The 12,368-nt window shown below is 59.0% G+C and carries 13 protein-coding genes; 8 read left to right on the top strand and 5 right to left on the bottom strand.

The features are described 5' to 3' along the window. Positions 1-2: 2 nt before the first annotated feature. Both dacD and EDF73_RS02030 read left to right on the top strand, forming a co-directional pair. Positions 3-1,169: a serine-type D-Ala-D-Ala carboxypeptidase DacD gene (gene dacD / locus EDF73_RS02035; protein ID WP_165905620.1), complete on the top strand. Its 1,167-nt coding sequence runs from the start codon at positions 3-5 to the stop codon at positions 1,167-1,169. A 153-nt stretch (positions 1,170-1,322) separates the two neighbouring features. Beyond that, the gene (locus tag EDF73_RS02030) at positions 1,323-2,759 is read left to right on the top strand and encodes a capsule assembly Wzi family protein (protein WP_132725174.1); all 1,437 of its coding nucleotides are present in this window, start codon (positions 1,323-1,325) and stop codon (positions 2,757-2,759) included. Here EDF73_RS02030 and EDF73_RS02025 read toward each other — a convergent pair. Then, the gene (locus tag EDF73_RS02025; protein ID WP_132725172.1) at positions 2,749-3,522 is read right to left on the bottom strand and encodes an ABC transporter permease subunit; all 774 of its coding nucleotides are present in this window, start codon (positions 3,520-3,522) and stop codon (positions 2,749-2,751) included. The genes EDF73_RS02030 and EDF73_RS02025 overlap by 11 nt on opposite strands. Before the next feature lie 14 nt (positions 3,523-3,536). Continuing rightward, entirely contained in the window at positions 3,537-4,436 is a 900-nt protein-coding gene (locus EDF73_RS02020; protein ID WP_243655197.1) for an extracellular solute-binding protein, read from the bottom strand. A gap of 269 nt (positions 4,437-4,705) precedes the next feature. Between EDF73_RS02020 and sbmC the strand changes: the two genes are divergently transcribed. The 4 genes from sbmC (at position 4,706) to cobT (ending at position 8,064) form a co-directional block, all read left to right on the top strand. After that, positions 4,706-5,179 carry a DNA gyrase inhibitor SbmC gene (gene sbmC, locus EDF73_RS02015; RefSeq protein WP_132725168.1) on the top strand — a complete coding sequence of 158 codons (474 nt, stop codon included), beginning with the start codon at positions 4,706-4,708 and terminating at the stop codon, positions 5,177-5,179. A 98-nt stretch (positions 5,180-5,277) separates the two neighbouring features. Beyond that, the gene (locus tag EDF73_RS02010; protein WP_132725166.1) at positions 5,278-6,336 is read left to right on the top strand and encodes an FUSC family protein; all 1,059 of its coding nucleotides are present in this window, start codon (positions 5,278-5,280) and stop codon (positions 6,334-6,336) included. Between the two features lie 168 nt (positions 6,337-6,504). After that, positions 6,505-6,840: a DUF496 family protein gene (locus EDF73_RS02005; protein ID WP_132725164.1), complete on the top strand. Its 336-nt coding sequence runs from the start codon at positions 6,505-6,507 to the stop codon at positions 6,838-6,840. Between the two features lie 165 nt (positions 6,841-7,005). Continuing rightward, a complete protein-coding gene (cobT, locus tag EDF73_RS02000) occupies positions 7,006-8,064 on the top strand; it encodes a nicotinate-nucleotide--dimethylbenzimidazole phosphoribosyltransferase (protein WP_132726258.1) in 1,059 nt (352 codons plus the stop codon). Between the two features lie 45 nt (positions 8,065-8,109). Here the strand turns inward: cobT and EDF73_RS01995 are convergent, their stop codons facing one another. Next, on the bottom strand, positions 8,110-9,219 hold the full coding sequence (locus EDF73_RS01995) for an adenosylhomocysteinase (RefSeq protein WP_132725162.1): 1,110 nt from the start codon (positions 9,217-9,219) through the stop codon (positions 8,110-8,112). A gap of 201 nt (positions 9,220-9,420) precedes the next feature. On the opposite strand from EDF73_RS01995, the gene EDF73_RS01990 reads away from it, so the two are divergent. Continuing rightward, positions 9,421-10,152 (top strand): HPP family protein, encoded by a 732-nt coding sequence (locus EDF73_RS01990; RefSeq protein ID WP_132725160.1) that lies wholly within the window; start codon positions 9,421-9,423, stop codon positions 10,150-10,152. 19 nt (positions 10,153-10,171) lie between these two features. Here the strand turns inward: EDF73_RS01990 and EDF73_RS01985 are convergent, their stop codons facing one another. Next, positions 10,172-10,561, bottom strand: coding sequence for a tautomerase family protein (locus tag EDF73_RS01985; protein WP_132725158.1), 390 nt, complete (start codon positions 10,559-10,561; stop codon positions 10,172-10,174). 117 nt (positions 10,562-10,678) lie between these two features. On the opposite strand from EDF73_RS01985, the gene EDF73_RS01980 reads away from it, so the two are divergent. Then, the gene (locus EDF73_RS01980) at positions 10,679-11,602 is read left to right on the top strand and encodes a LysR family transcriptional regulator (RefSeq protein ID WP_132725156.1); all 924 of its coding nucleotides are present in this window, start codon (positions 10,679-10,681) and stop codon (positions 11,600-11,602) included. Here the strand turns inward: EDF73_RS01980 and EDF73_RS01975 are convergent. Continuing rightward, entirely contained in the window at positions 11,595-12,335 is a 741-nt protein-coding gene (locus EDF73_RS01975; RefSeq protein ID WP_132725154.1) for a lipoate--protein ligase family protein, read from the bottom strand. The genes EDF73_RS01980 and EDF73_RS01975 overlap by 8 nt on opposite strands. Positions 12,336-12,368 lie beyond the last annotated feature (33 nt).

Here is a 12,368-nt window from a genome sequence, read left to right as displayed (position 1 = left end):
CGTTGAAAGGCCGTTTTTTTATTGCTGTTACTTTGCTCGCTTCGAGCGTTTCTTGCGCATTCGCTGGCAATGATTTTCCCGTCACCGTGACGCCACCTGCCATCCAGGCAGGCTCCTGGGTACTGATGGATTACACCACCGGGCAGATATTGACTGCGGGGAATGAACACCAGCAGCGCAACCCTGCCAGCCTGACGAAATTAATGACCGGTTATGTCGTCGATCGCGCCATCGACAGCCACCGTATCACCTTTGACGATATTGTCACCGTCGGCCGCGACGCCTGGGCGAAAGGCAATCCCGTTTTTAATGGCTCATCGCTTATGTTCCTTAAACCCGGCGACCGGGTCAGCGTGCGTGATTTAAGCCGCGGCTTAATCGTCGATTCCGGTAACGACGCCTGTGTGGCGCTGGCGGATTACGTGGCCGGCGGGGAAGCGCAGTTTGTGGCGATGATGAACGAGTACGTCGAGAAACTGCATCTGCAGGACAGCCATTTTGAGACCGTGCATGGTCTGGATGCGCCAGGCCAGCACAGCTCCGCCTACGACCTGGCGGTGCTCTCCAGAGCCATCATTCACGGCGAGCCGGAGGTGTACCATATGTACAGCGAAAAAAGCCTGACGTGGAACGGCATCACCCAGCAGAACCGCAACGGACTGCTGTGGGATAAAACCATGAACGTCGACGGCCTGAAGACCGGGCACACCTCCGGCGCCGGCTTTAACCTGATAGCGTCCGCGGTGGACGGTCAGCGGCGGTTGATTGCCGTGGTGATGGGGGCAGAGAGCCCGAAAGGTCGCGAACAGCAGGCGGCGAAGCTGCTGCACTGGGGGCAGCAAAACTTCGATACCGTCCAGGTGCTGCAAAAAGGTAAAATGGTCGGGAGCGAACACATCTGGTACGGCGATAAACAACAAATCCAGCTGGGTACCGACCAGGATTTCTGGTTAGCGTTGCCGAAGTCGGAAGTGTCGCGTATCAAGGCCAAATACGTGCTGGATAAAAAAGAGCTCGAAGCGCCGATTGCCGCCAATCAGCGGGTCGGAGAAATCTCGCTCTATGATGGCGACAAAGTGGTTGCCCACTGGCCGCTGGTGACGCTGGAAAGCGTCGGCAAGGGCGGACTGTTCTCGCGAATGCGCGATTATTTCCAGCAAAAGCTGTAACCCTCCTGCCGCTCTTTGATCGGGCGGCATCTTTTCTGGCGCGACATTGTTATGGCGCTGGTTGGCGCTTCGTTTAGTTTCAGTCCATTACCTTACCTGCTCACCCTTCAGGAAATACGCCGGCGCCCGCGCGCCGAAAATGGAGCTGGGAAGATGAAATATTTTGCGCGTCGCGCGCTTTCTCTGGGATTTTTTGCTGTATTGAGTACCCCAGGTTTTGCCTCTGGTCTGGTTCCGGGCGATAACGAATTGCGCAATGATTTAGCATGGCTATCCGATCGTGGAACCCTCGCCTTGAGTTTATCGACCTGGCCCCTGAGCGAAGAGGAGATTACCCGCGCGCTGGCGAATGCGCATCCGACCACTTCAGCCGAGCGGGGAGTGTTAATCCGGGTCGAGCGGCGACTCAGGTCACTAAAAACCGCTGTCCGTATCAGCGGCTACAGCTCGACGGACAGGCCGGGGACGCCGCAGGGTTTTGCCCAATCTCAGCCCGCGGATCGCGCGCTCTCCCTCGCGCTGAATACCAGCGGCGAAGGGTGGGATCTGCATCTGCAGGGCAATGTCGAAGGGGACAAACGCATCGACAATGGGTCCGCGGTGAATGCCAACGGCGCTTACGGGGCGGTGAAGCTGTGGAACCAGTGGCTGGCGTTTGGGCAAATTCCGCAGTGGTGGGGGCCCGGCTATGAGGGGAGCCTGATCCGCTCCGACGCCGCGCGGCCGCTGACCGGTTTTCTGCTGCAACGCGCCGAACAGCAGGCGCCGGAGAGCGCCTGGCTAAGCTGGATCGGCCCCTGGCAGTACCAGATTTCCGCCAGCCAGATGAGTCAGTACGCCGCGGTACCGCACACCAAAATCTTCGGCGGCCGCCTGACGCTCTCGCCGTTTTCCTCCCTGGAACTGGGGGCTTCGCGCATTATGCAGTGGGGGGGCGAGGGACGGCCCTCCTCGTTTGGTAGCTTCTGGGAGGGGCTCTCCGGGCGCGATAACACCGGCGATTCGGCGGACGATCCCGGCAATCAGCTGGCGGGCTTTGATTTTAAACTGAAGCTGGCGCCGACCACGGGCTGGCCGGTGAGCGTCTACGGGCAGATGATCGGCGAGGATGAAGCCGGGTATCTGCCGTCCGCCCATCTCTATCTCGGCGGCGTGGAAGGGCACCACCAGTGGAATAGCAACGCCATTAACTGGTACCTCGAGGCTCACGATACCCGTTCGAATATGGGGCGCACCAACTACGTCTACAACCACTTTATCTATAAAGACGGCTATTACCAACAGGGCTACCCGCTAGGCGATGCGCTGGGCGGCGACGGAAGGCTGTATGCCGGCAAGGTTGAGCTGGTGACCGAGGAGAACCAGCGCTGGAGCGCGCGTCTGGTCTACGCCGAGGTGAACCCGGAAAATCAGCGGATTAATAAAGCGTTCCCGCACGCCGATACGCTGAAGGGCGTGCAGCTGGGCTGGAGCGGCGACGTGACGCCAACGGTGCGCCTCAGCACCTCGGTGTGGTATACCGACGCCGGCCACAGCGACAGCGACGACCTGGGCGCCAGTATGGGGATTGAACTACCGTTTAGTTTGTAGCCGGCGGCGGCGTTTTTCGCCGCCACGTCGCGCCTCTTCCCAACGCAAAGCAGGCCAGCGGCAGAGGCAGGGTGACGATCAGCAGCATCCACAGCAGGGTATAGACCGCGTCAACGCCGTCGTTTTGCAGATTGGTATAGAGTTTTACCGGGATCCCCTGGGGGAAGTAGGCAAAGATCATCACAATGCCGAACTCGCCGACGGCGCGTACCCAGGCCAGAGCCACCGCGGAGGCCAGCCCCGGCAGCGCCAGCGGCAGGGCGAGAAAACGAAAACGGTTCCAGCCCGAGGCGCCCAGCGTTTGCCCGGCTTCAAGGATCGCTTTCGGCACCGTGGCGAACGCCGAGCGGGCGACCACGATAAAGTAGGGTAGCGCGCCGTAGACCTGAGCGAGGACAAAGGCGGCGGGATTGTTGACCAGCGTGACGCCCATCCGCGTCAGCCACTGGCCGGCCAGTCCGTAGGGGCCATAGGCGCTGACCAGTAAAATACCCATCGCCAGCGGCGGGGTCAGCAGCGGGATCATCAACAGCAATTCCGCCAGCAGACGCGGACGACCGCGGGCCTGCGACAGCCACCAGGCGGTCGGCAGGCCTATCGCCACGATCGTCGCCAGCGCCAGGCACCCCAGCCCCATCGACACGAGGATCGCATCGTCGTCGCGCCAGGCAAGGCGCAGATGATGCCACGGCGTGACGCTGATTAAGGTCAGAAAGGGGACGCTGAGCAGCAGCAATGCCGGCAGCGAGAGCCAGCCGGCAATGCGCCCGGCGCGTTTTACCTGGCGTATAAATTATCTCCTTTCGCCGCGGCATAGCCGTATTGTTTAAACAGCTGCTGCCCCTGGGCGCTTTGCATGAACTGGACAAATTTTTGCCCTTGTTCCACGCCGTTCGGGGCGTTTTTCAGCACCGCGGCGTAGAAAACCAGCGGCTGAGTATGCAGCGTCTGGTCTTTACCGGCGCTGTCCTTAATGGTGAAACTGACGGTGTCGTACCACTGTTTCGCCATTGCCGGGTTGCTGAGGTTAATTTCATCGGGCAGCGCGACGTACGGCAGGTGCGCGGAGATCACTTCACTTTCATAGCCCGCCGCGGCATCGACCTGGCCGCTTTCCAGGCGGCTCAGCAGGCCGCCTTCCTGGTGGGTCTGCGCCGGGTTTTGCAGTTCGCCGAGGATTTTTTCACTGATGCCCGGCTGGCGGTAATACTTCTCGGCCAGCAGCAGGGTAAAGACGATATTCTGGCCTTTCGGATCGACGTACGGGTCGGTGCGGCCAAAGCGGACGTCTTTCTGCGACAGTAGATTCAGCCACGAGGCATCCTGATTTTTATTCGCCGCGGCAAATTGCGCGGCGTATTTTCCTTTCGGGCTGTACGCGACCACCATGCTGGTGCTGGCGACCGGTATCGCGTCGTCAATCAAACCGGCGTCTTTCAGAATCTGCATCGGACCCGGGGTTATTGAGACAAAAACGTCGGCGGTCAGCTTATGGCTGGCCAGCAGGCGCGCCATGCCGTAGGCGCCCTGGCCTTGTCCCTGATAATCGCCGTTTTGCGCTTTGGCAAACGCCGGGCCTAGCCCCTGATCCATGACCTTCCCCATCGAACCGGCATAGGTGACGCGAATATCCTGCGCCATGGCCGCCGGGGTCAGCTGCCACACCAGCAGCGCCATGAGCGTGTACTTGATTTTTCCTTGCATAGGTCCTCTTTATCGTTATGTCGTTATTTATATAGCGAGTATCGATAAACGGCCGGGCGAAGACAATGAAAGCGAAGGGCGCGTTGAGGTGCGGTTGAAGTAAACGCCGCGTGGAAAGCGGGCGACGTCATTTTTCAGCCTCCGGCGATGGCGACTCTGTGAATCAGCGCACATACTGTTTTCTGGCTGCCTGCTACATTGCATGTATATATATACAGTATTCAATCAATCGCGGAGGCAACATGAACTACAGCGTGAAGTCCGTCGGCAACAAGAAAATTGCCGGTTTTCATCTGGTAGGGCCCTGGGAGCAGACCGTTAAACAGGGCTTTGAACAGCTGATGGCCTGGGTCAGCAACAGTCAGGTGCCGGCGCAGGAATGGGTTGCCGTCTATTACGATAATCCCGATCAGGTTCCGCCTGAGAAACTGCGCTGCGATACGGCGGTGACGGTCGCCGATGATTATGTGATCCCGCCGAATAGCGAAGGGGTGATTCTGACCGAGATTGCCGGCGGTGAGTATGCTTTCGCCCGCGCGCGGGTGGTGGATCATGATTTCTCCACGCCGTGGCTGCAGTTCTTCAACAGCCTGATGCAAAGCAAGGAGTATCAGATTGCGGCACAACCCTGCTTTGAAGTCTATCTGAACGATGGCAATCAGGACGGCTACTGGGACATTGAGATGTATGTCGCGGTCGAACGTGGCGGGAAATAAACGGGCGTCCCTGCTACAGGCAAGGTTTTTTAGATTAGCGTGCTGCTTGTGCTGAAAAAGCAGTTACAATTGGCCTTTGCTTCTTGCTGGAGAGGGCCGTGCGCGCTGATAAATCACTAAAGCCTTTTGAAATTCGCCTGTATCGCCACTATCGGGTGGTACACGGTATTCGGATCGCTTTGGCTTTTGTCCTCACATTTTTGTTGGTACGTCTGCTGAATGTCCCGGAAGGGACCTGGCCCCTGATTACCCTGGTGGTGGTGATGGGGCCGATTTCGTTCTGGGGCAACGTGGTGCCGCGCGCCTTTGAGCGTATCGGCGGGACCATTCTTGGCTCGGCGCTCGGGCTGGTGGCGCTAAAACTTGAGCTTATCTCCTTACCCATCATGGTGCTGTGGTGCGCGGTGGCCATGTTCCTCTGCGGCTGGCTGGCGTTGGGCAAAAAACCGTATCAGGCGCTGCTTATTGGCATTACCCTGGCGGTGGTGGTCGGAGCGCCGCCGGGCGATATGCACACCGCGCTCTGGCGAAGCGGAGACGTTATCTTCGGCTCGCTGCTGGCCATGCTGTTCACCGGTATCTGGCCGCAGCGGGCCTTCCTGCACTGGCGGATCCAGATGGCCAGTTACGTTACCGCCTTCAATCGCCTCTACCAGGCCGGGTTTTCCCCGAACCTGGTGGAAAGGCCGCGGCTGGAAAAACATCTGCAACAGGTGCTCAACGACGTGGTGAAGATGCGCGGGTTGATTACGCCGGCCAGCAAAGAAACCCATATCCAGAAGGCCATCTTCGAAGCGATTCAGACCGTCAGCCGCAACCTGGTCTGCATGCTGGAGCTGCAGATCAACGCTTACTGGATTTCGCGTTCTGGCCATTTCGTGATGCTGAACGCCCATACGCTGCGTGAAACCCAGCAGATGACCCAGCAAACATTATTGACCATCGCGCATGCGCTGTATGAAGGTAATCCGCAGCCGATTCGCGCCAACAGCGAAAAACTCAATGAGATCGTTGCCGAGCTGCGCGAGCTAATGGAAGCGCATCAGGGGGATAACCTGGCGGAAACGCCGATCCACGGCTACGTCTGGTTGACGATTGAACTGGCGCGCCAGCTTGAGCTGCTGTCGAATTTGATCTGCCGCGCTTTGCGTAAATAACAGCCAGATGCGTGCAATTTACCCACCGGTTGCTTCGATTCAGCAGCATTTAGGGGTATGATAAACATAAAGGAAAAAACATTGTCATCCGCGGCTGCTAACAGTTATGTTAGCCCTATATAGCAGTCGCTTTAGCGAATCCGAATCTCAAATATTAGGGGTGTAAAAATGGAAACAACTAAGCCTTCTTTCCAGGACGTACTGGAGTTTGTTCGCCTGTACCGTCGTAAGAACAAGCTGCAGCGTGAAATTCAGGACGTTGAGAAAAAGATCCGTGATAACCAGAAGCGCGTACTGCTGCTGGACAACCTCAGTGACTACATCAAACCGGGCATGAGCGTTGAAGCTATTCAGGGCATCATCGCCAGCATGAAAAGCGATTACGAAGATCGTGTTGATGATTACATCATCAAAAACGCCGAACTGTCGAAAGAACGTCGCGACATTTCCAAAAAGCTGAAAGTGATTGGCGAAGCGAAGGTCGAAGAGAAGATCGCTGAGTAATCACGCTGTACCTGCCCGGCGGCGACTCGCGCCGCCGGGGATGCCCCCTCCCTCTGATTGATATCCTTCCCCCTGCGGCGAACCGCCGTGTAACGCTGCCTGCGGAGCGCGACGCTGTTTGCGACGGGCGACGGTAAATCACTGAAAAATGCTACGAGGAACATGATGGACACTCTTTCTGCTTTCATCGCCGCCATTCCGCTGCCGGATCGAACCGCGATGGCCCAGGCACAGCTGCATCTGGATGGTTTATTAAAGCCACCGGGCAGTTTAGGGCGTCTGGAAGCACTGGCCGTACAGCTGGCCGGCATGCCGGGGTTGCAGGGGCAGCTGCGTCTGACGGAGAAAGCCATCGTGGTGATGTGCGCCGACCATGGCGTCTGGCATGAAGGGGTCGCCATCTCACCTCAGGTCATCACCGCGATTCAGGCGGCCAACATGACCCGGAAAAATACCGGCGTTTGCGTACTGGCGGCACTGGCGGGGGCGCAGGTACATGTGGTGGACGCCGGTATCGATGCGGATCCGCTCCCCGGACTGGTGAATATGAAAATGGCGCGCGGCAGCGCCAATATTGCCCGCACCGCGGCCATGAGCCGGGAGCAGGCGACGACGTTGCTGCTGGCGAGTATACGTTTTACCCGGGAGCTGGCGGCTGAGGGCGTCAGATTGTTTGGCGTCGGCGAGCTCGGTATGGCTAACACGACGCCGGCTGCGGCGGTAGTCAGCGTGCTGACCGGGCATGATGCGCGTGACGTGGTGGGGATCGGCGCTAATCTACCGGTATCGCAGCTGGCGCACAAAGCGGATGTCGTACGCCAGGCGATCGCCGTCAACCAGCCGCAGCCTGAAGATGGCCTCGACGTGCTGGCAAAAGTGGGGGGCTTCGATCTGGTCGGCATGACCGGCGTTATGCTGGGGGCCGCCTCCTGCGGGCTGCCGGTGGTGCTGGACGGTTTCCTCTCCTATGCCTCGGCGCTGGCCGCCTGTCGTCTGGCTCCGGCGGTTCATCCTTACCTGATCCCTTCGCATCTGTCGGCAGAAAAAGGGGCGCGTATTGCCCTCGAGCACCTGCGGCTGGAGCCCTATTTAGATATGGGGATGCGTCTCGGCGAGGGAAGCGGCGCAGCGCTGGCGATGCAGCTGGTGGAGGCGGCCTGTACGGTATTTAATGAGATGGGCACGCTGGCTGAGAGCAATATTGTATTGCCGGAAAGCCGCTAAACCTGAATCAGGGCGCCGATGGCACCCTGAACTCGTTGCGGGCGGCTATAGCGCTTTTTGCCAAACGTTCTGCGGCAGCAAATAGACCTCTGCCGCGGCTTTCATACCGTCAGTCACGATGTGATGGATCCCGCTTGCCATCACCGCCAGGGTCACGTCAAAGGCGTTGAGGCTATCACCAAACCCTGCGGTCAGATTCAGCATTGAGCCGTTAGCCATCAGATAGACGGTTTTATTCTCCATCCGCCAGGCGTTAATGTACGGCATCACCTCTTCATGGCTGAACTGCCGCAGGTACTCACAATCGATCTCTTCCGCGACGTGGCCCACGTTGAGGATAAATACGCCATCTTTGGCCTTATCCAGCGCCTGGCGGTTGACCACTTTTTTGCCGCCGGTTGCCGTTGCCACCACATCGGCTGCGGCGATGGCCTCCTGCAGGTCGACGACGTGCCAGCCATCATAGGCGGCCTGCAGGCGACGGGCGGGGTCGATTTCCGCCACCATCACCTGTCCGCCAAAGGCTTTGGCCGCCGCTGCGACGCCCTGGCCCACCAGACCGTAGCCAATGACCAGTACCTTTTTCTCATGCAGGGTCAGATGCGTGGTCTGGAAGAAGGTATGCCAGGCGGTGAGGCCCACCATATGGCGATTATGCAGACCCTCTTTAACCGGCAGGTCATCCCAGTTAAAAATAGGGTAGCCCGGGCGGATATCGCCAAGACGACTGACGCCGGAGCCGGTGGCCTCAAGGCCCGCCACGATGTTGCCAAACTCGCCGCGCTGGTGGAGCAGGGTAGTAATATCGGCCCCCATTTCGCACAGATGGGTGGGGCCCCAGGCGATGGCTTGTTCCCAGGAGCGCCGCCAGTCGGACTCGCTCATATCGCGCCAGGCGCAGGCTTCCGCGCCGCGCTCTACCAGCCAGGCAACCACCTCATCCTGGACGGTGGTGGGGTTACAGGTGGTTAAAAACACTTTCGCCCCTTTTTCCAGAATCCCCTGTACCAGCGGGATCATTTTCATATCCAGATGCATACAGCAGGCCAGGCGAACGTGGCTCAGGTCGGGAAGGGCGGCGACCTGACGCAGGGTACGCGGCATATTCTGGCTGGCCCATGCCACTTCTTTCACTAAATTTGTCTTATTATTCACTATATTATGACCTTCAATCCGTAGAGTGGGTGAAACCCTGGTTAGGGAAAAAGATTCTAACGTAGTGTGCGGGAATCACATAACTGCGGCGTATCGCTAAATTCCGGGGGGCGGTAGCCATGATAAAGATAAGGTTGTTAAAATATGGTTAAAAAAAGACAATGAAGCATAAGTTATGATTATGACGTGGTGAGTTGTCAGATGTTAAGCGTGTTACCCTCCGCTCTGTTTTCGCGGTTGCGCATTTTTTTAGGACGCCTCAAGCCGCATGCGCTGCCGGTTGCCAGAAAACATATTCTCCTCGGATCGATTGGCGCGGGCACCGGACTGGCTGTCACCAGTATGTTCAGCCACTGGCTGCTGGGCGAGGTCAACCTGTGGTTTATCGCCCCGATGGGGGCTTCCGCGGTGTTGTTGTTTGGGGTCCCCAGCAGTCCGTTAGCCCAGCCGTGGTCAATTGTCGGTGGCAATGTGCTTTCGGCACTGATCGGCGTCACCGTCGGGCTGCTGGTTCCCAACCTGGCACTGGCCTGCGGTCTGGCTGCCGGGCTGGCCATCGCGGCGATGTATTTTCTTCGCTGCCTGCACCCGCCCGGCGGCGCCGTGGCGCTGACGGCAATCCTCGGCGGAGCGGGCATCCACAGCGCGGGATACCACTTTGTGCTGACTCCGGTGCTGCTGAATTCAGCCATGCTGGCGCTGCTGGCCATCATCTTCAATAATCTGGTCGGGCGCCGCTATCCGCATCCTCTAGCGGCGGAAGAGGTCAAACCTCAGGTCGTCCCGCTGGGTATCCCGGTAACCCGGGAAGATATTCACGCCGCGCTGCTTGACGGGCAGTTCCTCGATATTGATGAGGATGATGTGCAGGAGCTGCTGGAAAATATCGAGCAAAAGGCCCGCCTGCGCATGGCCGCCGCGCCGCATTCGTAGCGGCTGCTGGCTCTGCGGCTCACAGCTCCCCGGTCATATACTGGGCGACGCCGCGGCCAAAACTCCAGTCGCCTTGCTGATTGCCGATCACGGAAATCATTAAATCATCCGCGCTCAGCCCGCAGTGCTCCTGCAGCTCAGCGAGCAGCGTGGCGTAGAACAGCTGCTTCTGCTCTTCGCTACGGGGACTGGTGAATACCCGTACCACCACCAGACTTTTGCTCCGCGTCAGGCCCAGCCCGGTATCCTCAATCACCATATGGTGTGCTTTATTTTCGTGAACAATCTGGTAACGGTCGCGCTCCGGCACTTTAAAGGCCCGGATAACGGCACGATGAGCCGCATCCAGCAGGGTTTTGATTTCGCGTGCAGTTCGACCTTCAATCACATCAAATGTCAATAATGGCATGGCGGGCGCTCCTTGAGTCTGTTGATGAAAAAGCTGACACCCATAAAGCTACCCCATGCCCTGATGAGCAAAAACCGCTATATTTGAATTCATTGTTTTTACTGGTGAACAATCACTATGAGCGAAATCCGCCCCGAGAGTTACTGGACCCATCTGTACTGGCTGACGGTGCTGGAGGAGCAAAAGAGCTATACCCGCGCGGCGGAAAAGCTGGCGGTCAGCAAATCGGCCATCAGCCAGAAAATTAGCGAACTGGAGCGTATTACCGGCAAGACGCTGGTACATCGCACTACCCGCAACGTGACGCTGAGCGAAGACGGGCTGCGGCTGGTGGCCGAGCTGAATGAACCTTTCGGCCAGCTGCGGGACATCTTTAGCGCAACCTGTGATGAAGGCGGGCCGCTGCGGGGGACGTTGCGGGTCACGGCGCCGGTGGCGTTTTCCCGTCAGCAGCTGGTGCCGGCGATTACCCCGTTTCTGCATCAGCACCCGCAGCTTCAGCTACAGCTTGAGGTTACCGATCGGCTGGTATCGTTGGCCAGCGAGGGATTTGACCTGGCGATTCGCCACTGCCGCCGGGAGGCGCTGCCGGATACCCACGTCGCGTGGCCTCTGTGTCAGACCGCGACGCTGATTGTCGCATCGGCGGAGTATATCCGTCGTTTTGGTCGCCCGGAGGGGCCCGAGGCGCTGCGTCACCATCAGTGTCTGACCTATCCGCGCGGGCCGCAAAGCCCGGAGTGGACATTTGCCTCCTGTAATGGGCGCTCCGAACGTGTGAGCGTGAAGGTTCATGGGCCTTTCGCCACCAATAACAGCGAATCGCTGCGCGATGCGGTGCTGGCGGGGCTGGGGATTGCCCTGCTGCCGGATTTTAGCGCCCGGGAGGCGATTGGCCGCGGCCTCGTTCAGGAGCTGCTGCCAGGCTGGCGGCCGGTGGACGTCTTTGCGCCGCAGCTGTATGTCATTCGGCCATTTGCGCCGCGCGTGTCGCGGGCGGTGGAAACCTTCAGCCGTTATCTGAAGAGCACTTTCAGCTGAGATCCGCCAGCTGCGCCATCAGCGCCTGGCGGAAGCGGGGAAGTAACCGGGTTTCGCCGGGCAGGAGCTGCGCCAGCGTGACGGTCTTATCCGCGCGATAGACGCGGCCGCTGTTGAGCCGGGTTTCAAATTCGTTGGCCGCCTGATGGGCGGCGAGCAGGTCCGCTTCGAGTAATATCACCGCGTGGGCGAGCACCACATGGCCCTTGCCTTCGGGCAGCGGCCGCCAGTACTGCGCGGTACCGGCAATTTTACGCACATTGTCGCCTTCGCCGCAGGCCAGATTGTAGCGCCCGTCGCAGAAAGAGCCGCTGACCGCCTGAAAATGACTGCTGACGCCGAATGTCGCCAGCGTACGTTGCAGTAGCCCGCAGAGCAGGAGATAGATCGGCTCTGCCGCTTCGCCCAGCGGCTGAGACACCGGCCAGGCAAGGCTAAGGTTGATAATCCCCGGCCCCTGCGGCACCAGCCCACCACCAGAGCGGCGTAACCATACCGGCCAGCCGCGTTGAGCAAAGCGCGTGCTGACCGCGCTGAGCTCGCTAAATTTGCGGTAGCTGCCCGGCACGACAAATCCCTGCGGCGCCTGCCACAGCTGGGCAACCGCTTCACCGCTGCGGGCCTGCTCAAACAGCGGCTGTTCGGCAAGCGTCGGATCCGGGCAGTGCTGCAGAGGAAGCTGTTGGTGATGAAACCCGCTGGGCCAGCAGGCCATTCGGCTGTCCTGAATCATGATATCTCCTTTTCTGGACGGCGCTTTTCCGCC

The sequence above is a fragment of the Klebsiella sp. BIGb0138 genome, assembly GCF_004342285.1.
Classification (GTDB): Bacteria; Pseudomonadota; Gammaproteobacteria; order Enterobacterales; family Enterobacteriaceae; genus Klebsiella.
Note: the sequence above shows the minus strand (reverse complement) of the source record. Positions and strands in the feature narration are given on the sequence as shown.